At 39.9% G+C, this 24218-nt stretch carries 20 protein-coding genes; 1 reads left to right on the top strand and 19 read right to left on the bottom strand.

Going from position 1 to position 24218, the window contains the following annotated elements; all coding sequences use genetic code 11:
• Positions 1–38 precede the first annotated feature (38 nt).
• The 12 genes from FRX52_RS00215 to FRX52_RS00160 all read right to left on the bottom strand — a co-directional run bounded on the left by FRX52_RS00215 (position 39) and on the right by FRX52_RS00160 (position 13252).
• Positions 39–1034: an alpha-ketoacid dehydrogenase subunit beta gene (locus FRX52_RS00215; RefSeq protein ID WP_146538061.1), complete on the bottom strand. Its 996-nt coding sequence runs from the start codon at positions 1032–1034 to the stop codon at positions 39–41.
• A 50-nt stretch (positions 1035–1084) separates the two neighbouring features.
• Positions 1085–2053, bottom strand: coding sequence for a thiamine pyrophosphate-dependent dehydrogenase E1 component subunit alpha (locus tag FRX52_RS00210; RefSeq protein ID WP_146538060.1), 969 nt, complete (start codon positions 2051–2053; stop codon positions 1085–1087).
• A gap of 230 nt (positions 2054–2283) precedes the next feature.
• Positions 2284–3084 (bottom strand): ABC transporter ATP-binding protein, encoded by an 801-nt coding sequence (locus FRX52_RS00205; protein ID WP_146538059.1) that lies wholly within the window; start codon positions 3082–3084, stop codon positions 2284–2286.
• A gap of 9 nt (positions 3085–3093) precedes the next feature.
• Positions 3094–3987 (bottom strand): ABC transporter permease, encoded by an 894-nt coding sequence (locus tag FRX52_RS00200; protein WP_146494794.1) that lies wholly within the window; start codon positions 3985–3987, stop codon positions 3094–3096.
• A gap of 111 nt (positions 3988–4098) precedes the next feature.
• Entirely contained in the window at positions 4099–4734 is a 636-nt protein-coding gene (locus tag FRX52_RS00195) for an ABC transporter substrate-binding protein (RefSeq protein WP_146494792.1), read from the bottom strand.
• Between the two features lie 45 nt (positions 4735–4779).
• Entirely contained in the window at positions 4780–5742 is a 963-nt protein-coding gene (locus FRX52_RS00190; RefSeq protein WP_146538058.1) for an ABC transporter substrate-binding protein, read from the bottom strand.
• A gap of 435 nt (positions 5743–6177) precedes the next feature.
• Positions 6178–8067: an ABC-F family ATP-binding cassette domain-containing protein gene (locus tag FRX52_RS00185; protein WP_146538057.1), complete on the bottom strand. Its 1890-nt coding sequence runs from the start codon at positions 8065–8067 to the stop codon at positions 6178–6180.
• 65 nt (positions 8068–8132) lie between these two features.
• Positions 8133–8846: a M57 family metalloprotease gene (locus tag FRX52_RS00180; protein ID WP_146538056.1), complete on the bottom strand. Its 714-nt coding sequence runs from the start codon at positions 8844–8846 to the stop codon at positions 8133–8135.
• A 104-nt stretch (positions 8847–8950) separates the two neighbouring features.
• Positions 8951–9733 (bottom strand): alpha/beta hydrolase family protein, encoded by a 783-nt coding sequence (locus tag FRX52_RS00175; protein ID WP_146538055.1) that lies wholly within the window; start codon positions 9731–9733, stop codon positions 8951–8953.
• 56 nt (positions 9734–9789) lie between these two features.
• Positions 9790–11451 carry a ribonuclease J gene (locus FRX52_RS00170; RefSeq protein ID WP_146538054.1) on the bottom strand — a complete coding sequence of 554 codons (1662 nt, stop codon included), beginning with the start codon at positions 11449–11451 and terminating at the stop codon, positions 9790–9792.
• A 176-nt stretch (positions 11452–11627) separates the two neighbouring features.
• Complete coding sequence (locus FRX52_RS00165; protein ID WP_146538053.1) at positions 11628–12386, bottom strand: ABC transporter ATP-binding protein; 759 nt, start codon at positions 12384–12386, stop codon at positions 11628–11630.
• Positions 12383–13252 carry an ABC transporter permease gene (locus FRX52_RS00160; protein ID WP_146538052.1) on the bottom strand — a complete coding sequence of 290 codons (870 nt, stop codon included), beginning with the start codon at positions 13250–13252 and terminating at the stop codon, positions 12383–12385. Before FRX52_RS00160 ends, FRX52_RS00165 begins: the two co-directional genes overlap by 4 nt.
• Positions 13253–13382: 130 nt before the next feature.
• On the opposite strand from FRX52_RS00160, the gene FRX52_RS00155 reads away from it, so the two are divergent.
• Positions 13383–15047, top strand: coding sequence for an NFACT family protein (locus FRX52_RS00155; RefSeq protein WP_146538051.1), 1665 nt, complete (start codon positions 13383–13385; stop codon positions 15045–15047).
• Positions 15048–15064: 17 nt separating this feature from the next.
• Here FRX52_RS00155 and FRX52_RS00150 read toward each other — a convergent pair whose 3' ends face one another.
• From FRX52_RS00150 to FRX52_RS00120, 7 genes are all read right to left on the bottom strand, one after another.
• Positions 15065–16294 (bottom strand): tetratricopeptide repeat protein, encoded by a 1230-nt coding sequence (locus tag FRX52_RS00150; RefSeq protein WP_146538050.1) that lies wholly within the window; start codon positions 16292–16294, stop codon positions 15065–15067.
• Positions 16287–17444 (bottom strand): AI-2E family transporter, encoded by a 1158-nt coding sequence (locus tag FRX52_RS00145; protein WP_146538049.1) that lies wholly within the window; start codon positions 17442–17444, stop codon positions 16287–16289. Before FRX52_RS00145 ends, FRX52_RS00150 begins: the two co-directional genes overlap by 8 nt.
• Before the next feature lie 52 nt (positions 17445–17496).
• A complete protein-coding gene (locus FRX52_RS00140; protein ID WP_146538048.1) occupies positions 17497–17970 on the bottom strand; it encodes an 8-oxo-dGTP diphosphatase in 474 nt (157 codons plus the stop codon).
• Positions 17971–18064: 94 nt separating this feature from the next.
• The gene (locus tag FRX52_RS00135) at positions 18065–18982 is read right to left on the bottom strand and encodes an aldo/keto reductase family oxidoreductase (protein WP_146538047.1); all 918 of its coding nucleotides are present in this window, start codon (positions 18980–18982) and stop codon (positions 18065–18067) included.
• A 73-nt stretch (positions 18983–19055) separates the two neighbouring features.
• Positions 19056–20141 (bottom strand): MmcQ/YjbR family DNA-binding protein, encoded by a 1086-nt coding sequence (locus tag FRX52_RS00130; protein WP_146538046.1) that lies wholly within the window; start codon positions 20139–20141, stop codon positions 19056–19058.
• A 62-nt stretch (positions 20142–20203) separates the two neighbouring features.
• Entirely contained in the window at positions 20204–21487 is a 1284-nt protein-coding gene (locus tag FRX52_RS00125) for a hypothetical protein (protein WP_261378928.1), read from the bottom strand.
• A gap of 81 nt (positions 21488–21568) precedes the next feature.
• The gene (locus FRX52_RS00120) at positions 21569–24217 is read right to left on the bottom strand and encodes a valine--tRNA ligase (RefSeq protein ID WP_146538045.1); all 2649 of its coding nucleotides are present in this window, start codon (positions 24215–24217) and stop codon (positions 21569–21571) included.
• Position 24218 lies beyond the last annotated feature (1 nt).

Raw genomic sequence — 24218 nt, 5'->3', positions numbered from 1 at the left:
TTTTCCCTTCTTTGTTATCTCACTTGTCTTTAACAAGCCTACTGCTTGTTAGCAATCTTATAGATAGCATCTTTAATCTTGGCAACATCTGGTAGGACTGCTTGTTCCAGAACACGAGCATAAGGTACTGGCACGTCTTCACTAGCTAGACGAACAATTGGATGATCAAGATAATCAAAAGCTTCACTTTCTGTCACCATAGCTGCAATTTCACCAATGAAACCACCTGTCTTATAGGCATCGTTAACTAGCATCAATTTACCCGTTTTCTTCACTGACTCAATAATCAATTCCTTATCCAAAGGCACAAGTGTGCGTGGGTCAACAACTTCAACATTGATGCCATCAACAGCCACTTCTTCAGCAGCCTGCAAGACACGCTCTAACATGCGACCGTAAGACACAATGGTCAAATCTGTTCCTTCACGCTTGATTTCACCCTTACCAAGTGGAATGTAGAAGTCAGGATCTTGGGTCACTTCTTCTTTTTTACCATAAAGTGCCTTTGGCTCCATGAACAAAACAATATTGTTATCACGAATAGCCGATTTCAACAAGCCCTTGGCGTCATTGGCATTTCCTGGAGCAACAACCTTAATTCCTGGGATATGAGCCAACCATGCTTCCAAAGACTGAGAATGTTGAGCTGCTGAACCGATACCTGAACCAGACGCCACACGGAAGGTTACAGGTGTTTTCAAACCACCACCAAACATGTAGTTGTTTTTCGCCCCATTATTCACAATCGCATCAAGAGCAATCGTGATGAAGTCCATGAAGGTCAAATCAATAATTGGACGCAAGCCTGTAATTGCCGCACCAACTGCTGCACCAGCGATAGCTGCTTCAGAAATTGGTGTGTCACGAACACGCTTTTTCCCAAATTCAGCTAGCATTCCAACTGAAGTACCAAAATCACCACCATAAATGCCGACATCTTCTCCCATCAAGAAAATATCTTCATCTTTACGCATTTCCTCACTCATGGCAAGGTTAATTGCTTCACGCAAAGCCATCAATTTAGTTTCTGACATGTTATTTCTCCTAATTTTTTACTGTTAGTTTACTTACCTTAGTGTGTGTCTTAATCAACCCAAACGTCTTCAAACGCAACTGACAATTCTGGATCTGGACTATTCACGGCAAATTCATAAGCATCGTCAACTTCTTTGACCACTTGTGCATCAATCGCATCTAATTCTTGATCAGTGGCAAATTTATTTTCAGTCAAATAAGCACGGTATTTGAGCATTGGGTCTTTTTTCTTCCACTCATCGACTTCTTCTTTGGTACGATAAACTCCAGCATCAGCTGTTGAGTGACCAAACCAACGATAAGAAACCACTTCAACAATAGCAGGTCCATTGCCACCACGCACATGTTCGACGGCTTTTTCCATTGTTTCATAAACTGCCAAGACGTCATTACCGTCTTCACAATAGAATCCTGGAATACCATAGGCTTCTGCACGCGTATAAAGGTGAGGGGTATTGGTCGCATTTTTAATATCCATTGAGATACCGTAACCATTATTGATGATGAAGAAAATCACTGGTAATTTCCAAGTTGCTGCCATGTTGATAGACTCATGGAATGAGCCTTCATTGGTTGCACCATCTCCTGAGAAAGCGACCGCAATATTATTTGTTCCCTTGTATTGTTGCGTCAGGGCAGCACCAACTGCTAGAGCGTAGCCACCACCAACAATACCATTGGTTCCATAGTTACCTTTTTCAAAATCAGCCAAGTGCATAGAGCCACCACGTCCCTTAGACACACCTGTCACTTTACCAGCTAATTCTGCCATCATTGCATTCAGATCCATATCCTGAGCAATACAGTGACCGTGTCCACGGTGGTTTGAGAAGAAGACATCATCATAGGTCAAATGAGCCATCGCACCAACGTTGGCTGCTTCTTCACCAACTGAGAAGTGAGTCATCCCTTGAACGAAACCTCGACGAACAAGTTTGTTAATTCGCATATCAAATTCTCTGATACGTTGCATTTTCAAATACATTTCCAAATGCTTCTCTTTAGAAATCGTTACCATATTGGCCTCCATAAATTATTTTTACACTCTTATCATACCTTAAAAATTCACAAGACGCAATTATTTTTAATAGCTAAATCATCATCATGTAAAGGTTTACCAAGAAAACAAAAATAAGTTTTTCACAAACTTTTTTGATGACTTAGATTTTCGTAAATGATTCCCCAATAAAAAAGATTCAAGTGGTTAAAAAATCACTTGAATCTGCTTTTTGATAGTTTCTGAAACCGTTACAAAATCATTTCATCATCAGTCAGTTGTTGGCCACTGTTTTTATGAAAGAGAGCCATTAAATCTTGAACCGTTAAATGCTGCTTTTCTTCACCTTGGACATCCACCACAATTTGACCACGATGGAGCATGACCAGACGATTACCGTATTGGATAGCATTTTCCATATTATGCGTAATCATCAGTGCTGTTAACTGATGACTTGTCACAATTTTTTGGGTTAAATCCATCACCATGTCACTGGTTTTTGGATCTAGGGCAGCCGTATGTTCATCCAAGAGTAACAGTTTTGGTTTCACCAAGGAAGCCATCATCAAGGTCAAGGCCTGTCTTTGCCCACCAGATAAAAATTGGGTGTCAACCTTCATCCGATTTTCAAGCCCTAAACCGAGTTCCATTAAGGCTTCTTTGAAAATCTTGCGATCACTGTCTTTAACACCCCAAAAAAGGCCACGAGAAAGACCACGTCGATAAGCAATCGCCATATTTTCCTCAATAGTCAAGCGTGAGGCTGTTCCCATTTTTGGATCTTGAAAAACACGACTGATATCTTTTGAACGTTTCGAAGCTGGCAGGTGTTTAATAGACCTGCCTTCTAGCAAAATATCGCCCGAATCAGGAAAAAGTGCCCCTGCCAAAAGATTCATAAAGGTTGATTTACCAGCACCATTACCACCAATAATGGAAATGAAATCTCCCTCTTTAACCTCAAGATTTAAGCCACGCAAGACATGGTTTTCATTGACTGTTCCTGCTTCAAAGGTCTTGTGAAGATTTTGAATCGATAAAAGTGTCGTCATAAGGTCCTCCTAAGCTTGTCCATTTATTTTTGGACGACGAATATTAAGTTTTTTCTGCAACTCTGGCACATAAAGCACAGTCGCTAGCAAAATAGCAGAGCAGAGCTTCACTAAATCAGCGTCCATACCAGGAATTTCCAAGATAGCTAAGATAATCAAACGATAAATCACCGCTCCTAGAACCACAGACAGCAAACGCCAACCAAGGCTGAGATTACGCAAAATCACTTCAGCAATAATCACAGATGCCAAGCCAATAACAATTGTTCCTGTTCCTGAATTGAGATCAGCATAGCCATTGTTTTGAGTCAATAAAGCACCACAAAGAGCAATCAAACCATTTGATATCATATAACCATAGATTTTCATGGTATTGACTTGAATGCCATTGGATTCGCTCATTGGAATATTGTCCCCTGTTGAACGGATAGCCAAACCAATTTGAGTATTCATAAAAAGGGTTAAAATAGCAACAACCAATAAAATCGCGACCACACCAATCACTAAAACGGCATTGGTTTTAGTCAGACCTAACCCTTGAAGTTGAGTGACTAAGGTTTCTTGTCTAAGCAGGGCGACATTGGCCTTGCCTAAGATTTTCAAATTGATTGAATAAAGACCTGTCAAGGTCACAATCCCCGTCAAAAGCGGCGGAATTTTTAGTTTGGTATGTAGCAAGCCAGACAGCAAGCCAGCTCCCATTCCTGCTAAGATAGACAAGAAAGTTGCTAACAAAGGATTAACACCATTGACAATAGTTGTCGCACAAACCGCAGCTCCCAAGGGATAAGCACCCTCAGCCGTCATGTCTGCAATTTCTAAAATACGAAAGGTTAGATAAACACCGATCGCCATGACCGACCAAAGTAAGCCTTGCGAGATGCTTGATAAAATAATATCCACACTTTTCTCCTTTTAATGTTGACAGTTAAGTAGGCACTGGTACCTACTTTGCTGTCTTATTCTTTTAATAGATGACTTATTTTGAAATAGATAGATTAGAAGTATCAATCCCTAACTGCTTAGCAATGTCTTGATTGCTATTTTAACTATTTGACGACCCAATGCCTCATAGTTAGTACTATAAGTCAATAGACCACCTTGATTCACCATGTCGGTCGATCCACCAATGACTAGCACCTTATTTGCAACTGATAAGTCACCAATCATGGTCCTGGTTGACGCAATGGTATTATCTGTTGATACAAAAATGGCACCTACATCCTTCATCAAGCTAGATGTTATGTCTTGAACATCATTTGAAGAAGTAATTCCTTTAAGCATGACTTGATAACTTGCCTTTTCTAGCAGTTTTTTAGCTTGCTTGACTTGCACTTCAACATTACGTTCACTTGTTGTATAGAGAATACCAACCGTTTTAGTAGTTGGTAAGGCTTGCCCCAATAATTCGATTTGTTTATCAATAGGGGCTTGATCACCTTGGGCATTTTGATAATTCAAAGTGATTTTTTCGCCCTCTTTGTAGCCATTGGCTGCCAATTCATCCACAAAACCCTTACGTGCTACGGTCAAGGAATCATGTTCCATGTATTGCAAAATCCCAATTTTAACAGAATCTGTAGAATTTGACTGCTTACCTGTTGCAGAACAAGCTCCTAAGCCAAGTAGAGCCAAGCCTGCTAATGACATAACTGCCAATTTTTTTACTGTTTGATACCCTATAGCTATCTTCTTTTATTGTTCTAAAGCTTCAATACTTGCTGGATCAATGCCAATCGCCTTAGTCATCTCATCATTGATGGTAATGGCTGCCGTATTTGGTTTTTGAACGGCTAAGTCAGCTGGTTTTTCCCCTTCAAGAATCTTCACAGCCAACTCACCAGCTTGTACCCCGATTGCCTTGTAATCAACACCGTAAGTAAAGAGTGCCGCATCAATCACTGCCGCATCACTAGCCATAGCTGGTACTTTTTTCTCTTTCAAAATCTCACCAATCGTTGAGGCTGTTGAAGCAACGACATTGTCGGTTGGTAAGTAAATAGCATCAACCTTGTCAGCCAATGAGGTCATCACTTGTTGCACATCATTACTAGAGGTCACTGTAGCTGTTTCAACGCTAAGCCCTTTAGCTTCAAGAGCTTTTTTAGCCTGTTCAGCCTGAACTTCAGAATTGACCTCACTTGAATTGTAGAAAATGCCCACCGTCTTGGCAGTTGGTACGACCTTGACCAACATGTCAATTTGTTTTGACACATCTGTCGCATCAATAGAACCTGTCATGCTGCTCTCAGGTTTTTCTAAAGATTTCACCAGTCCTGCTTCCACTGGATCAGTCACTGCTGTAAATACAGATGGTGTTTCTGAATCAGCATTCAGTAGGGCTTGGGCTGCAGGTGTTGCGATAGCAAAGTTCAAATCATTTTCGCCAGCTAATTTGGCAACCATGGTTTGAAGATTGGCTTGATCACCTTGGGCATTTTGTACATCAAGAGTTAAATTGTCCCCCTCCTTGTAACCTGCCTTCTCCAAGGCTTCAACGAAACCTTGTCGTGCAGCTGTTAAGGCCTCATGCTCAGCGTACTGAATAACGCCTACCTTAACAGCGTCAGACGAAGACGATTGGCTATTGCCACAAGCGGCTAAAGCAAGTACTGATAAAAATGTAACAGAACCAAAAATAAGTTTTTTAAAGATCATGATTATTCTCCTATAAAATAAATAAATGAATGAGTGATGGAACAAAAAGGGACCGCCTAGCATGCTATCTAGACGGTCCCTACACTTTTCTTGTATAGTAAAACAGATAAAATACTCTTTCTGTGCCATCTAGATTTAACATCTATGAGGCACACGTCAAAACAACCACAGCCACATAGATACAAACTTACGTTCCCGTGTTTGTATCCATGTTGTTATACATGCCTACAAACACTATCTAATAATAGCTGTAGAAATAAGTATTGACTGCTTGATTTTGACTAGTCAGTAACATATCTGTTCTCCTTTCCCTTGTTTAAGATATAGCTATCATACCTATTTTTTTCTCGCTTGTCAATAGAAAAATCTTGTTTTTTTCATTTTTTACTGATTTTAGAGCAAAAAACAACACTTATTTGAGATATTATTCGTTTTTTAGCTTAATTCCTCCACCAAAAACTCCCATTGCATCATCAATTCTTCTTGCTCAACGGTCAACTGATTGACTTGTTCTTGTAGGTCAATCAAGAGTTGAGCGTCGTTGGTTGCCAACATGTCTTGATTGAGCAGGTCCAAATCAGACTCTAATTGTTCTAGACGGTCTTCTACTTGGGCTAATTGACGTTCTTTTTTACGCTTTTCTTTTTGCTCTAATTTTTGTTGCTGATAGTCCTGACTGGCTGCTACAACCTTGACTTGGTTGCTTTCTTCTTGAACTTCCTGCTCTGCCTTTTTTTCTAAATAATAATCATAATCGCCTAAATAAAGTGTTGTTCCTGTCGAAGAGAGCTCGACGACCTTCGTTGCTACACGATTGATAAAATAGCGATCATGACTGACAAAAAGTAGAGTGCCTTGGTAGTTAATCAAGGCGTCCTCCAAGACTTCCTTGCTATCAATGTCTAGATGGTTGGTTGGTTCATCAAGAATGAGAAAATTATTATTTTCCATGGAAAGTTTAGCCAATAAAACACGCGCTTTTTCACCACCTGAAAGCATGCCTACTGTTTTTTTCACCTCATCTCCAGAAAAGAGAAAAGCACCCAGACGATTGCGAATGTCTAGTTCTGGTGTTGTAGGAAATGCTGACCAAAGTTCTTCTAAAACTGTATTAGAAGGCGTTAGTGCTGTTTGATTTTGATCATAGTAGCCCACCTCAAGATTGGCACCAAAATGAGCCTGCCCCTTCAAGAAATCAATCTGACCTAATAAAGACTTAAGCAGCGTTGATTTTCCAACCCCATTTGGACCAACTAGAGCAATGGCATCGTGTTTACGCACATCTAGACTAATCTCTTGCGCCAAAATCTCTTGATCATAACCGATGACAACTTGATCTAGATTCAAGACTTGATTTCCCGACACCTTGTCAATCTGAAAGGTCATACTGGCTGATTCTTGATGATTTTCTGGCTTATCCAAGCGTTCCATTTTCTCCAGTTGCTTGCGACGAGATTGGGCGCGCTTGGTTGTTGAGGCTCTTGCAATATTGCGTTTGACAAAATCTTCTAATTTGGCAATTTCCTTATTCTGCTTATCAAAATTCTTTTGCTCAGTGGCTAGTTTTTCAGCTTTCAAATCCATGAATTTTGAATAATTACCAACATACATATCCAAGCCATTTGGTCTTAAATCTGCCGTCTTAGTGGCCACCTTGTCAAGAAAATAACGGTCATGACTGACAATCAAAAGTGCCCCTTGGTAGTTGGTAAGATAATTTTCTAACCAAGCCACTGTTTCAATATCCAAGTGATTGGTTGGCTCATCTAGCACCAGAAGTTCTGGTTTTTCAAGCAACATTCTCGCCAGAGCCAGTCGTGTTTTTTGCCCACCAGAAAGATCTGATACTGGCATATCCCACATGCTTTGATCAAACTTGAAACCATTGAGCATAGCTTTCAAATCACTTTCATAGGTAAAGCCACCCTTGACCCTAAAGTCTTCTGCCAAACTATCATAGGACGTCATCAAGTCTTGTAAGGCTTGACCAGTCAACTCACTCATTTGCTCTTCCATGTGACGTAGGCTTTTTTCCTGTTGACGCAGGTCAGCAAAAACAGCCAACATTTCTTCAAAGATGGTACCTTTGGCATTAAATTGGCTATTTTGAGCTAGATAAGACAGTGACAAATCTCGTTTACAACTAATCTCTCCTGAGGTAGCACTTTCTTGTCCGACTAAAATTTTTAATAAGGTTGATTTACCTGCACCATTGCGACCAACTAGGGCAATGCGATCACGTTCATCAATTTGCAGATTGATATTTTGAAAAAGAACCTCCCCTGCAAAAGAGCGTTCCACCTTGTTTGCTTGTAAAATAATCATAGCTTTATTATAACAAAAAAGCCTAGAAAAGATGGGAAATTTATCATCCTTCTAGACTGAATTGATTAAGATTGGTATAACTCAACCAAGCTATTAACATCCGTTGCTTGAATACTGTAATTGGAACTCGATGACTGCATGACAGAAACTTCAGCATCGTTATGAGATAAACCAATCGCATGACCCAATTCATGCTCAGCAGTATTGACCACACGTTCAAAGGTATAACCATAAGTATCATTCAACAGATAATAAGCATTCAGTCGAATATCTGCATAAACAATACGCTTGGTTAAGGCATTGAGTTTCGTTTCTGCTACTCCTGCTGCTTGAGTATTGGCATTCATCTCATCTCTAGCGATAATATCTGCTGTTTGCTCATCGTTGGTTAGCGTAAAGGTAAAGGCTCCTGTACTGTTCCAATTAGCAATAGCTGTCTGATAGGCTGATACTAGCGTTGGATCCGTTGATTGAATATAAATGGTGGCTTGAGGTTTTGACCACCTCACTCCTTCTTGACTTTGATAAAAATCTGTCGAGAGATTTTGTAAATTTTCACGTAAATTAGTAGTATCTGTGGGGAAAATCTGTGAAATACCACTAACAACATTAGACAACTGATTAGCAAAGTCAGAGGTGCTATTATTGATATACCACCAGAAGCCCCATAAAATCAAAGCCAGTAAGACCGCCGTCTGAATCAATCGCCAGATTAAATTCCAAACCAAACGTATGATAAACCTAGGCAACCACAGTAAAGATTTTAGCAAATAAACCATTAGTTAACTCTTTTCCAGTGAAATTTCCTAAAACATGAGATTGATTATAGCAAGATTGACCAGCAATTTCAACGAAAAAAATAACCTTTACAAATTTGTCATCATTATGACAAACGTTCTTCTTTAACGTAATCAATTGGTAACATTTCTAAAAAGATCTCCAATTGTTTTTCCCAGTAGTACCAATCATGCGTGCCATGACCGACCTGATAATCTAGGTCTATTCCTGCTGCTTGCAAAGCCTTAGCTCCTATCTGATTGGCGTCAAAAAGAAAATCTTCTTGCCCACACCAAGCATAGAATTTGGTTTGGATATCATGGTTTTTGACCATATTGACCAAGAAATGTTCTGATGTGTCATCTTGATTTTCCCCAAAAATCCCTTGCCAGTAAGCTAAATCTGATCTGGTTTGATCCTGCAGACTGTCTAAATCAAAAGACAAGGCTCCTGAAAATGAACCCGCATAAGCAAAACGATTGCTTAAAAGAGCTAATTTAAAAGCACCGTAACCTCCCATAGACAGACCTGCGATAAAGGTTTTAGCACGAGATTGACTCATATTAGGGAAAAAGCGGTGCAGAACTTGAGGCAACTCCTTGGCTAGCGCATCATAATAAGCTAGACCATACTGAGTATTGGTGTACCAAGCCAAATCTGTTGACGGCATGACCACGATTAAATTAGTCTTGCGTACCAAACGTTCAATCGCTGTTCGTTTGAGCCAAGAATTTTCATTTCCTGCCATACCATGTAAGAGATACAGCACAGGAATGTCTTGACTTGTTGCTTCTTCTTGGCTAAGGTCACTAGCATCAGGATAGATGACATTGACCTGTCGCATCATGCCTAAAACATCGGAGTGGTATTCAATTTTTAATAAAGCCATAAATCATGTCCTTTCTTGATATAAAAAGCTAGGAGCTGATTTCCTAGCTTATTCTTTTAGCGTACTTCCATAATGACTGGCAAAATAGCTGGTCGGCGTTTGGTCTGCTCAAATAAAAACTTACTGATACTATCACGAACTGAACCTTTCAATTCATTCCAATCAAAGTTAGGTTGGGCAAGGTAATCTTCAACAACCGTGTTGACCAAATCAGCACTTTCTCTTAAAATGTCACGACTCTTTTTAACATAGACAAAGCCACGCGTATGCACCTTGGCTCTTGAAATAATCTTACGTTCTCGTTTATTGACCGTCATGGCTACGATAAAGATACCATCTTCTGACAAAATCTTACGATCTCGCAAGACAATATTGCCCACATCACCAATGGCATTGCCATCAATCATGACATCTCCAGCAGGAATACCCCCTTCATGCATGAAGCCTTCTTGATCATAGACCATGATATCGCCACGTTTCATGATGTAAATGTTCTCTGGTAAAACGCCAACTTCCTGTGCCAACTCAGCATGGGCCTGCAAATCACGATACTCACCCTGAATCGGAAATAGGTATTTAGGTTGAAGGAGGTTAATCATCAGCTGCAAATCACGGCCGTTAGCATGACCTGACACACGCAGATTTTGTGTGATGAGTTTAACTGAACCACCTGCCTTGTAAATCAGATTTTCAACTCGTGCCACCATGGCTTCTTTAGCAATGCTTGGTGTGGTCACAACATAAACCAAATCCCCTTCTTTAATTTGAACATAGCGGTGACGCCCAATCGCCATCTTACGCAAGCCATTGATTGGCTCACCCATCTTACCTGTTTCTAGGATAATCAATTCATGGTCTTCAAAACGATTGATGTCTTTAGGTTTGATGATTAGGCGTTCGTTAGCCAAAGACAATTTTTTTAGACGCATGGCAGTACGAACGATATTTTCCGCATCAAAACCTGTCAAGACCACACGACGACCATTAGCTGCTGCTGCATCAAAAACTTGTTGAATTCTCACTAGATTACTAGCAACTGCTGCCACAATAATGCGACCATCCGCATCGGCGATGACTTGGTTCATCTCAAGACCAACTTCAGCCTCACTGGCAACTTGAACGGTACTAGAAGCATTGGCAGAGTCTGATAAAAGGGCTAAGACACCTTCCCGACCAATTTCTGCCAAACGACCCAAATCTGTCTGATAAAGTGAACTAGCAGCTTGATCAAATTTGAAATCCCCTGTATAAACAATCTTACCTTCTGCTGTACCAACCACAACCCCTAAACTGTCTGGTATCGAGTGGGTCGTTTTGAAAAAGGAAATGGTGGCATCATCAAATTCAATTTCCGTTTCACTGTCAACAACATGAAATTGATTAAATTTCTTACTACCTTCATTATTTTTTACCACCAACTTGGCAAGTTCAATGGTGAGTTGCGAGCCAAAAACGGGTACCTTAACCTGTTGCAAGAGGTAAGGAAGGGCACCAATCGCATCGGCATGACCGTGAGTTAGGAAAATCCCTTGTACACGTTGTTTGTTTTCAATAAGGTAGTCAAAATTAGGAATGACCACATCAACCCCAAGTTGTTCATTTTCAGGATATTTCAATCCTGTATCCAAAATAAAAATCGATTCATTGACTTCAACTAGGTAGAAATTTTTTCCATTTTCTCGGACACCACCTAGAGCTATAATTTTAATTTGACTCATATCTTCTCCTTGTCTGTAATCTTATTATGCTTAAAATGACCAGTAGATTGGCTACTGATATTATGACAAACGGTCCTTGGCTAAGCAAGTCGATTTACTGTTATAATCTCTCCCATTATATCATATTTCACATGAAAATAAAAACTAACCTTTCTTACCAAAGGTTAGTCTCTCTCTTAATCAAAAATGCGATAATAATCAGCAATACTCAGTTGAGCTTTTTCGTCTTTGTTCAAGTCTTTGACAATCTTACCATCTTTCATGACCAATAGGCGATTGCCATATTTCAAGGCGTCTTCCATCTGATGAGTAATCATCAAGGCCGTTAATTGGTCTGTCTGGACAAAATCATCGGTCAACTGCATTAACGACTGACTGGTCTTAGGATCTAAAGCTGCCGTATGTTCATCTAAAAGCAACAACTCTGGGCGTTTGACGGTTGCCATCAAGAGACTAAGGGCTTGACGTTGACCACCTGACAATAGCCCTGCTGGCGTGTCCAAATGCTTGTCTAACCCATTGCCAATCTTGCCAAGTAGTTCTTGAAATTCATCCTTATATTCCTGCAATTGACGGGACACAAGGCCTCTTTTTTGCCCTCGAAACTTGGCAATGAGCAGATTTTCAGCCACGGTCATACGTGGAGCAGTCCCCATTTTAGGATCTTGAAAGACACGTGATAGGTGGGCTGCTCGTTTTTGTGCAGATAGCTGCGTCACGTCTTCACCCATAATAGCAATGCTACCGCTAGTCAACATAAGTGTCCCTGCAATGACATTAAATAGAGTCGATTTTCCAGCTCCATTACCACCTAAAATGGTCAAAAAGTCCTGTTCATAAATGGTCAAACTAACATCGTCCAAAATGGTCTTAACTTCATCAAAACCATTATTAACCACGACACTCGCATTTTTAAGTTCAATAATTTTTTTCATCGGGATAGGCTAACCCCTTTCAAGAATTTTTTCTTCAGCTCTGGAATCATCAAACAGATTGCCAAGACTAAGGCACTGAATAGTTTGAGATAGTTGGTATTGAAACCAAGAGCCACAACTAACCAAATCAGAGCCTGATAGCCAATTGACCCCACGACAAGAGAAATCAAACGTTCCAAAAGAGTTAAATTGGCTGATAAAACTACCTCACCGATAATGATACTTGCCAAACCAATGACAATCACCCCAACGCCCTTAGACACATCAGCGTAGCCATCTTGCTGACTAATCAAAGCTCCTGCCAAGGCAACAATGCCATTAGAAACAACCAGTCCCATGACTTCCATTTTATCGGTATCAATGCCAAAACTACGAGCCATATCACGATTATCTCCAGTAGCGATATAGGCTTGACCCAGACGCGTATAGAAAAAATAAATCAGACCAAAAATCACCAAAAAGTTAAAAATCAAACCCAGAACCAAAAGGTTGAAACTATTGTCTAAAGGTAATAAGTCCGGCAAGGTAATGGCATCTAAAAGCCCCAAATTGGCCCTGCCCATGACCATTAAAATAATGGAATGACAAGATGTCATCACCAAGATTCCCGCTAAAAGCGTCGGAATTTTCCCCTTGGTATAAAGAAGGCCTGTGACCAAACCTGCCAAACAACCTGAAAGAATAGCCATTAAGGTCGCTAAAAGAGGATGGACACCCTGTGTCATCAAGGTAACAGCTACTGCACCGCCCAAGGGAAAGGAGCCTTCTATTGTCATATCAGGAAAGTTCAAGATCCGAAAGGTCATATAGATCCCAAGACCCAAGACGGCCCAAAGTAAGCCTTGCGAAATGGTGGAAATAATCATACTAACTCCTTTATTCTTTAGTAGGACTATTGTAGCATATTCTCATCAGACCGTCTATCTCATCTCCTTGTCTATCTAGGCTCAGACATTTATGATATAATGATTAAACTAGACAAAAAAGGAGAATTGCATGTCTTTTGATGGCTTTTTTTTGCATCACCTTACCCAAGAACTTCAAACTCAACTGGTCGGTGGACGGATTCAAAAGGTCAACCAACCATTTGAGAGAGAGTTAGTCCTCACTATTCGTCACCATCGACAAAATTACAAACTGCTACTTTCTGCACATTCTGTCTTTGGTCGTATCCAATTAACGCAAACTGAGTTTCAAAATCCCAAACAACCCAGCACCTTTACCATGATTATGCGAAAGTACCTTCAAGGTGCTGTCATTGAGCAACTGAAACAAATTGACAATGATCGTATCTTAGAAATCAGTGTTTCCAACAAAAATGAAATTGGCGATCACATTGAGGTCACCTTAGTGGTTGAAATCATGGGCAAACATAGCAACATTATCCTGTTAGACAAGGGACAAGGAAAGATTATCGAATCGATTAAACACCTTGGTTTTGCCCAAAATAGCTACCGTACCATTTTACCTGGTGCAACCTATCTAGCTCCACCACCAAAAAACAGTCACAATCCATTTACCATAGCTGATGAAAAACTCTTTGAGATTCTTCAAACGCAAGACTTGACTGCTAACAATCTTCAGCAACTTTTCCAAGGCTTAGGACGAGATACAGCTAACCAACTAACACTTGCCTTGGATTGTGACCGTAAACTCAAGGCCTTCCGAGCTTTCTTTAACCAAGAAACTAAACCTACTCTGACCAAGAATAGTTTTTCAGCCGTCACTTTTTCAGACAGCCAAAAATCATTTGCTGATTTTGCCCAACTCCTAGATTATTTTTATCAAGAAAAAGCTGAAAAAGACCGCATCAGCCAGCAGGCCAGCGACTTAATTCAACGGGTTCAAAATGATTTGGAAAAAAATCGTAAGAAATTGAACAAGCAAAGTCAAGAGCTAGCCGACACTGACTTGGCAGAAGATTTCCGTCAAAAAGGCGAACTACTGACAACCTATCTCAGTCAGGTTCCCAATAATAAAGATGAAATCATCTTAGACAACTACTATACTGGCCAGCCAATTACGATTGCCCTTGATCTTGCCCTCACGCCGAATCAAAATGCCCAGCGTTATTTCAAAAAATATCAAAAATTAAAAGAAGCTGTCAAACATCTAAAAGGACTGATTGAGGAAACCAAGGAAACGATTTCTTATCTTGAAAGTGTTGAAGTTGCCCTTGCTCAAGCTTCCTTAGAAGATATTGAAGACATTCGAGAAGAATTGATTCAGACTGGCTTTATCAAGCAAAAAAATCGCCAAAAACTCCACAAGCGTAAAAAACCTGAGCAATATCTGGCAACCGATGGTAAAACCATCATTTTGGTTGGACGCAATAACCTTCAAAATGAAGAATTGACTTTCAAACTAGCCAAGAAAGGCGAGCTTTGGTTTCATGCTAAGGATATTGCCGGAAGCCATGTCATCATCAAAGACAATCTCAACCCTAGCGATGAGGTCAAAACAGACGCAGCGGAACTAGCTGCCTATTATTCTAAGGCTCGTCTATCCAATCTTGTGCAAGTGGATATGATTGAAGCCAAAAAACTCCACAAACCTACAGGAGCAAAGCCTGGATTTGTCACTTATACTGGACAAAAAACCTTGCGAGTAACCCCCCTAGCAGAAAAAATTCAAAACATGAAACTAAACAAAAGAGATTGATAAAATATCAATCTCTTTTAATTGTCATCTAATAAGTCATACATTTCTGTATCATCAGGAACAAATGTCAAATACTGTTGAACCACCAAAGCCAAGTCTTTTTGATAGCCAAACTCCCTTAACAGATAGGCATAATCTTTGAGAAAGTCAGGATTATTTCCTAAATCCTCTGTCAACGCCTTATAAATAGCTAGAGCCTTGTCTTCCTCGTCACTAGCCTGATAGGCCTTGGCCAAGGTCCACTTGGTTAATGCCCAATCATTTTTCTCATCAACCAAGGCAATAATCTCTGAATAACGTTCTTGCTCCAAGTAAAGATTAGCTAGGGCTAGGACTACTTCTTCACGATCTTCCACCACGGCCTCTGCCTTTATGAGATAGTTTTCAGCTCCAACTTGGTCATGATTTTCATAAGACAACTGAGCAGCTAAGAGCAGTAATTGCCCGTCAAATTCATTTTTAGCTAGACCACCTTGAACGAGAATCAAGGCCTCTTCTAACTGGTGATTCGCATGGAGAGAACGAGCATAAGCTAACTCATAGCCTTCAAAATCAGGACTCATGGTTTCTAATTGTTTAAAATACACATTAGCTCGTTGATAATCCTCTTGCTCACTCAAAAGACTGGCCAATTCAAAAACCGTCTGGTCATCATACTCAATCTCAACAGCCTTGGCTAAGAACTCAATCGCTGCTTCAATCTTACCCAAATGGGCATAAGAACGACCAATACGTTGATAGGTGGAAATCCCTGTCTCAGCTAGGATTGCTCGATTATCCAGTTGGGCATAAGTATCAATGGCTGCTTGAAAATTTTCCAAACGATACTCGATTTCAGCCAAGCCTAGTTTAACCAGTGGATCAGTACTCAACTGACTGGCTAAAAGTAATTTTTCCCTAGCTACATCCGTCAAACCTTCACTGTCATACAAGTCAGCCATAATCAGCAGACTAACCACATAATCCGGACTTGTCGAATCAACTTGATCTAGATAAAAGAAAGCCTCTTCTATCTGACCATCCTCAGCTGCAATTTCAGCCAAGCTCAAATAAACTTCTGGAAAATCATTTTGAATTTGCTGATAAATGGCTTTGGCTTCTTCATAAAAGCCAATTGATTGCAAATAAGTCCCCAAGTCCAACAAGGTTTCTTGGTCATCTGAATGTAAGGCTCGCTGAAAATATTTCTTTGCTCGTGTCAAATCACCCATTTCCAAGGCTGCCAACATTTTTTCACTATTACTCATCTTGACTGTTTGCCTCCTCGTAAAGCCCACTAGCTTGTTTGTACCATTCAAACATTTCTTTGACCACTACCTTGACGGAAGCATAAAATGGAATTCCCAAAAAGACGCCCCAAACACCAAATATTGATCCTGAAATCAAGAGAATAAACATAATGGTAATAGGATGAATGCTGAGCTTACTACCTAGAACTAACGGGGTTACAAAACGACCTTCGACCGTTTGTTCAATGGTAAAGACCAACAAGACCTTGGCTAGCATTACAGGCCCATCAACCAAGGCTAAAATCACAACAGGAATCATCGCCAAGAAACTTCCCAAGTAAGGAATCATGTTCAAAATACCTGCCAAAACCCCAAGTGTGAGAGCATAAGGGAGATTGATTAGGCTAAACATGATTGAAAACATGATACCAACCACAATGGCAACCGTCACCTGTCCTTGAACATAACCTGATAGCTGTTCATTGATCCCACTTAAAATCCGAGTGGCTGACGGACGCATTTTAGTTGGGATAATAGAAACCAAGCCCGTTTTCATCTGCTGGCTATCTCTTAGGAAATAAAAGAGAATAAACGGTGCAATGATAATAGCAACTGCAACCTTGGCAATGGTCGCCGCTAGACTTCCCAGCCACGACACCGCATCTCGTGAAAAGGTCTCTGCATAATCAACAGCTTTTTGACTTAAATTATCCACGACATCTTCAAGTTGTGGACGGAAATTAGCCAAACGTGGATCTTGTAACAGTTGTACTGCCTGCTTTTCCACCTGTCGAGTGTAGGTTGGTAAATTACGAATAAAACTCATCACTTGCTCTTGAGCCATCGGCACAAAATTGGCAAGTACCAGTAGCACACCTAATAACACCAAAATAAAAACAAAGGCAATCGCTGCTACACGCTGCATACCTCTTTTTTCAATCCAAGTCACCATCGGCTCTAACAGATAGTAGAGAATGGTTGACATCACTAAAGGGAGCATGACGGCTGCCCCCAAGTAAAGGACTGACATAAAGACCGAACTAATTTTTGTAAATACAAAAATATTCAAAAACAGAAGTAACGTAATCAACAGCACAAATACTGCTTGATTATGTAACAACCATTTTGAAAACCAACTTTTATCAAACTGCTTCTCGTTTTGGCTCATAATTCCTCCATTTGATAACTAACAAGACACCTTGCTTTTTCTCTAAAAATCACTACTTATCATAAAAATAAACCTGCTGATCAAGTAACTGCCCCTCTTGATAAGAAAATTTTGCAGAAAAGAAGGGGCTATCTTCTAAAATCCAAGAAAACAGTTGATAATCGCCCTCCCATGTGGGCTTGGTCAAAACTTGATCATAAGGTACCCAAGCTAAGTTGCCTTCTGGACAATCAGACAACAAGTCACCTGAAAATGCCGTCACTCGAAAAACGTAGGTGTACCAATCCTGATTTGGTGTAAAATTTGGAAATGTCACAATCCCTTTAAGGCTCATCTCTTCCACATTTAGCCCCGTTTCTTCTGCTACTTCACGCCTAGCACAATCCTCTGGACTCTCACCAGCTTCTAGCTTGCCACCAACAGAAATCCACTTGCCATAGTGAACATCATCTTGGCGTTTATTACGATGAAGAAGGAGAAATTCCTTGCCATTATCAATGTAACAAATGGTCGCTAACTTTACCATGAAACTCCTCCTTCTTTTTTTCCATTATATCAAAATGTCAACAATAAAACCAATTACAAAAAGACTTAACCCATGAGTTAAATCTTTTTGTTAATTATGGTAAAAACTTACCTGCTGCTAGATACAGGCGATACCATTCTTTACGATCCAGTTCAATCTCACTAGCCTTAGCAATATTTCGCAGGCGATCTGGATTCATAGAACCTAGAATGACTTGCATTTTAGCAGGATGACGAAGAATAAAGGCTGTCGCAATCGCTTCAACGGAGACACCTTTGGCTGTTGCTAATTCTCTCAACACTTGATTAAGCTCTGGATAATCAGGGTGGTCAAAAAAAGTACCTTTCGCCAAATCAATCATAAACGGGGACCAAGCCTGAATGGTCACACCATGTAGGCGGCAATAGTCCAAAATACCACCATCACGATTTGTCGCTCCATCACTCAACATATTAACCTGTAACCCACTATCAATCATAGGTGTATGAACCAAGCTAAACTGTAACTGATTGACCAAGAGTGGCTGATCCATATGAGCCTGTAAATGCTCAAACTGGTAACGATTGACATTACTTAAACCAAAATGACGAACCTTACCCTGCTCTTGCAAATAGACCATAGTCTCTGCCACTTCTTCAGGTTCCCAGAGAGTATCTGGACGGTGTAAGACCAAAAGATCCAAATACTCCGTCTGCAAACGTTCCAAGATACCATCAACAGATTGCAAGATATGCTCTTTTGAAAAATCAAAAAATCCCTGACGAATCCCACACTTGGACTGAATTATCAATCGCTCACGGTCAATCCCCATATCCTTAATAGCTTGACCAAACAATCGCTCTGACTGCCCCTTACCATAAATATCAGCATGGTCAAAAAAGTTAATCCCCAAATCTAAACTGGTTTGAATAACTTGTTTAGTTTCTTCCAAATCAAGACTTGCCATTCGCATGCAACCCAAGGCAAGACGTGAAACTTCTAATGCTGACTGACCTAATTGTAATGTTTTCATCAAAAACTACTTTCTTTATCAATATTAGCTTGGGATAAAGATCATTCCAAGCACTAGCTTTATTGTACCGTTTTTATTCTAACATATTTTTCAATAAAAGAGAGTCTTGAGACTTAATCACATCGATTAGACTCTGCGGCAGTCGCCTTGGCCCACGAATAGTTGTCAAACCATGTCGGCGTAAAACATCTTGATTAAAACAATCATCAGCATAGGTTTTTAATCGCTCCAACCGCATCAAATAGTTAATCGACGGATTGTCACGTTGACCTTGATTCCTAATATCTGCCTCTAAAACCCTACACAAATAACGCAAGGCACGAGTAGGTGCCGTCATGTAAATCAAGACAACATCACCTGCCTTAAGCTTGGCTTTCTGAGTCCACTCAATGCTATCATGCTCCGCAAATTCACGATCAATGTCATAGTACTTAGGATTAGCAGGAATCACCCAAAAATCTGGCCCTGTTTCTTGTGCCAAAGATTTTGGCATAATCAACTGGCGACTCTGATTCACCAACTCAAACAAGTCTTTATCCGACAGACTATCATCTAAAACCACTGAAATCCAGCTTTTCTTAGACATGTGGTAGGCAGGATAAATTCCCTCTTTATCCAAGTAAGCTGATAATTTTTGAGTTGGAACCTTGAGATTGATGACTTCAACATTTTGATTGGCCAAATCACCAGACACACCCAACTTAGCCAAATTCAAAGGAAAAATCAAAGCATACCACTTGCCCGCCACTCGATAAGAAAGATAATTTGGATGCTTAACAAAAGGATAATCATAATCATCGCCATAAGTCATTTTCAAATAATTGCCTAAGCGATTAGCTTGTTCTTGCTCAAACAACTGATCCTCACAACACGCTAAAGCAATCTCCTGTAAAACTGCTATATAGGCTTCCTTAACCTGAGTCACAAAAGCCCCCAACTGATATTCACGACGAATGGCTTCATAAGGCTCATCCATCTCACAGTCCCAAACCTGACCAGAAACTTGACCAGACGCTAACACCCAAACCCTAGCCTCAAAATCACCTGCCATCAAGGTTCGACGATAGTAAAAATCTTGCCCATCTATCACAAAACCAAAAGACAACAAACGCTCCACAAGCACTCGTTTTTTAGAAAAAATTGAAGATTCTAGGGACATAGAGGTTCCTTTCTTATGTACTATCTTAAATATTTGTAAATGAAGAAACAATCAAACTTAATCTATATTAAAGTCTTAGATAGTATCCTCTTTATTTCCGAACGTATCTCTCTATAAACTGTATCTTCTTTGTTTTGAAAACCTCTTCTACTCTCAGAAATCTCTACACAGTTTTCCAAATAAACTTCTAAATTTCTAAATAAATACTCATTAAATTTATCTACATCCATATTATTCTGACAATAGTTCACTAAGTCCCCTATATACTCTGATATTTTATGACTTCCTACAGGTGCTTCAAAAATTGATCTCCACTTTTTTGCAAATATTGCATCTGTTAAATTACCTTTCAAATATTGAGGATTATGATATTTTTTACATGTAGTATACCAAGAATCTCCAAGATATTTTTTTATCGTTTCTAATAATTCTACACTAATTTCACTTGAAAAGTCTTTAGGATACGTTCTTAAATAGTTAATAGATTTTGAAAAAATTTCCCCTATCTTCTCTTTTTCAATAATATCAATTATTATTAAATTTTTATTATAATAATCCCCTATTAAAATTTTTGATCGATAGCTAAAGAACCTCCTCTTAGCAAGTTTTCCTTCGTAAGAATCATATATATTTTCTTTATAAATTTCAGTCTGTTCATCTAATTCATACTGTTCTCCTAGCTCAATTAAGTTGTCTGATAGATACTTTCTACCTAAACTTCTACTATACTCCCTATCTTCCTCAGACTTTACTATACGATAATGCACTCTGATATCTCCAACATTATATTGAAAATAAATCTCCTCATCAAAATAGGTCACACATCTCACAAGAATCATTTCTAACTTAGTTAAAGAAAAGTCATAAATATAGTCTCCTGACTTTTTTGTATCTATATTTTTAAATGCAATATTATCTTCCGGATCGTCCAAATTCCATTCATAAACTAAAATATTCTCTAATGGTACGTCCTTTTCTATAAAAATTTTAATCTTTGCTTGGTTTGAAAATTTATCTTTTTCAACTATAAAATATGGACGAGCTGAAGCTAAACGTTCTTCCTTCTTTTCTAAATATCTCTTTTTCTGAGCTAATTTCTCCTTCTCAATATTTTCCCTACTTTGTTCTTTTTCTTTTTGATTTTGAATATGAAAAATTAAAAAACTAGCATAAATACTTGTCGCTGAAAGAACCACTTCATAATAATTTTTATGAATGCTAGACACAAAGTTGTACACATATTCTATCACTAAAAATTCTTTAAATATAGGCAAGAATAGTAGTAATAGTGGTAAAAATACTACTTTTTTACGAATAATATGGTCAATATCTCTTTTAAAACTCACAAACTTTCTCTCTTTCATTAGTTAATTTAAGTATACCAAAAAACGCTAGCATCTGCTAACGTTTTCAAAGTTATTAAAACCTTATCCCCCCAACTTCTCCATCTCTTTAATCCGCTCTACGGTAGCGTCATATTTGGTTTGGTAGTCGGTTTGTTTGGCTTTTTCTTTTTCGACGACTTCTGGTTTGGCGTTGGAGACGAAGCGTTCGTTGCTGAGTTTTTTGCCGACCATGTCGAGTTCTTTTTGCCATTTAGCGAGTTCTTTGTTGAGGCGTTCTAGCTCTTCTTCCACGTTGAGCAGGTCTGCGAGTGGGAGGAAGATTTCAGCGCCTGTGATAACGGCTGACATGGCAAGTTCTGGGCTAGTCAAACCTGATGAAATCTCAAGGGTTTCCGGATTAGTGAAACGTTTGATGTAGTTGACATTGTTATTGAAGAACGCCTCCAAATTACTATCACTTGTCTTAACCAAAATCGTAATTGGTTTACTTGGGGCAACATTCACTTCTGCTCTGCTATTTCGCACCGCACGAATCAAATCTTTCAGACTTTCCACACCTTTGTGGGCAGCTTGATTTTCAAACATCGTATCAACAGTTGGGTAATCTGCTGTCACGATAGAACCCTCTTCATACTGACCAAAGATTTCTTCTGTCACAAACGGCATGATTGGGTGAAGCAAACGCAAAATCTTATCCAAAGTGTAAAGAAGGACGGAACGTGTAATCACTTTTTCATCTTCATTATCACTGTACAAGACTTCTTTAGTCAACTCAACATACCAGTTGGCAAATTCTTCCCAAATAAAGTTGTACAGACTATGACCTGCCACACCAAACTCGAACTTATCAAAGTTTTCCGTAACCTTGCCGATTGTTTCGTTCAAATTGTGGAGAATCCATTTATCCGTCACATTTCCAGCTTGATTTGCCACGACTTTTTCCACATTTGCCGTTGCCGCAGCCAAGGTCAAGCCTTCATTATTCATCAAGATATAGCGAGAGATGTTCCAGATTTTGTTAATGAAGTTCCAAGACGCGTCCATCTTTTCGTAAGAGAAACGAACATCTTGTCCTGGAGCAGAGCCGTTAGACAAGAACCAACGTAACGCGTCTGCACCATATTTCTCAATAACATCCATTGGATCAATACCATTACCAAGTGATTTCGACATCTTGCGTCCTTGCTCGTCACGAATCAATCCATGAATGAGAACATTTTCAAATGGACGACGCTCTGTAAATTCAAGTGATTGGAAAATCATACGAGAAACCCAGAAGAAGATGATGTCATAACCCGTTACCAAGGTTGACGTTGGGAAATAGCGTTTGAAATCTTCAGCGTCTTCATTTGGCCAACCCATTGTTGAGAACGGCCATAGGGCAGAGCTAAACCAGGTATCAAGCACATCTTCGTCTTGTACCCAGCCATCACCTTCTGGTGCTTCCATGCCGACATAAATCTCACCTGCTTCATTGTACCAAGCTGGAATTTGATGACCCCACCATAATTGACGTGAAATCACCCAGTCATGGATATTTTCCATCCACTGCATAAAGGTATCGTTAAAACGTGGTGGGTAGAACTTAACCTGATCATCAGTAGCTTGATTGGCAATAGCATTTTTAGCCAACTGTTCCATTTTAACAAACCATTGAGTTGATAGGCGTGGTTCAACAACAGCTCCAGAACGCTCAGAATGTCCTACTGAATGAACTCGTTGTTCAATCTCGACCAAGGCACCGATTTCTTCTAGTTTTTTGACGACTGCCTGACGTGCCTCAAAACGATCCATACCGGCAAATTCACCAGCTAGCTCGTTCATGCTACCGTCATCGTTCATGACATTGACCTGTGGTAGGTTATGACGTTGACCGACTTCAAAGTCATTTGGGTCATGGGCTGGGGTAATTTTCACCACACCTGTTCCAAATTCTGGATCAGCATGGTCATCAGCCACGATTGGGATTGGTTTATTCAGAATTGGTAGGATAACATTTTTACCAATCAAGTCCTTGTAACGCTCATCGTTTGGATTGACCGCGACAGCCACATCACCGAACATGGTTTCAGGTCGTGTGGTTGCGACCTGAAGCCCGCGTGAGCCATCTTCCAGCATATAAGTCATGTGATAAAAGGCACCCTCAACATCCTTGTGGATAACCTCAATATCAGATAGGGCAGTTCTCGCAACTGGATCCCAGTTGATGATGAACTCGCCACGGTAGATCCAACCTTTTTTGTAAAGCTCAACAAAGACCTTACGAACGGCTTGAGATAGCCCCTCGTCCAGAGTGAAACGCTCACGCGAGTAGTCCAGTGATAGCCCCATCTTGCCCCACTGGTCCTTAATGGTTGCAGCATACTCGTCTTTCCACTCCCAGACTTTTTCTAGGAATTTTTCACGTCCTAGGTCATAACGAGAAATGCCTTGCTCACGCAAACGTTCTTCAACCTTAGCCTGTGTGGCAATGCCGGCATGGTCCATCCCCGGCAACCAAAGGGTATCAAAGCCCTGCATGCGTTTTTGACGGATAATAATATCTTGAAGTGTCGTATCCCAAGCATGTCCCAAGTGCAATTTACCAGTCACATTTGGTGGTGGAATTACGATAGAATAAGGCTTAGCCTCAACATCTCCTGACGGCTTAAACACACCAGCCTCAAGCCAGTTCTGATAACGACCAGCCTCAACCTCAGCTGGATTGTATTTTGGTGATAATTCTTTCATT

Origin of the sequence: Streptococcus sp. sy018 (genome assembly GCF_007859185.1) — a bacterium.
Classification (GTDB): domain Bacteria; phylum Bacillota; class Bacilli; order Lactobacillales; family Streptococcaceae; genus Streptococcus.
The sequence above is the reverse complement of the archived record's forward strand: the minus strand, read 5'-3'. Positions and strand labels throughout refer to the sequence as shown.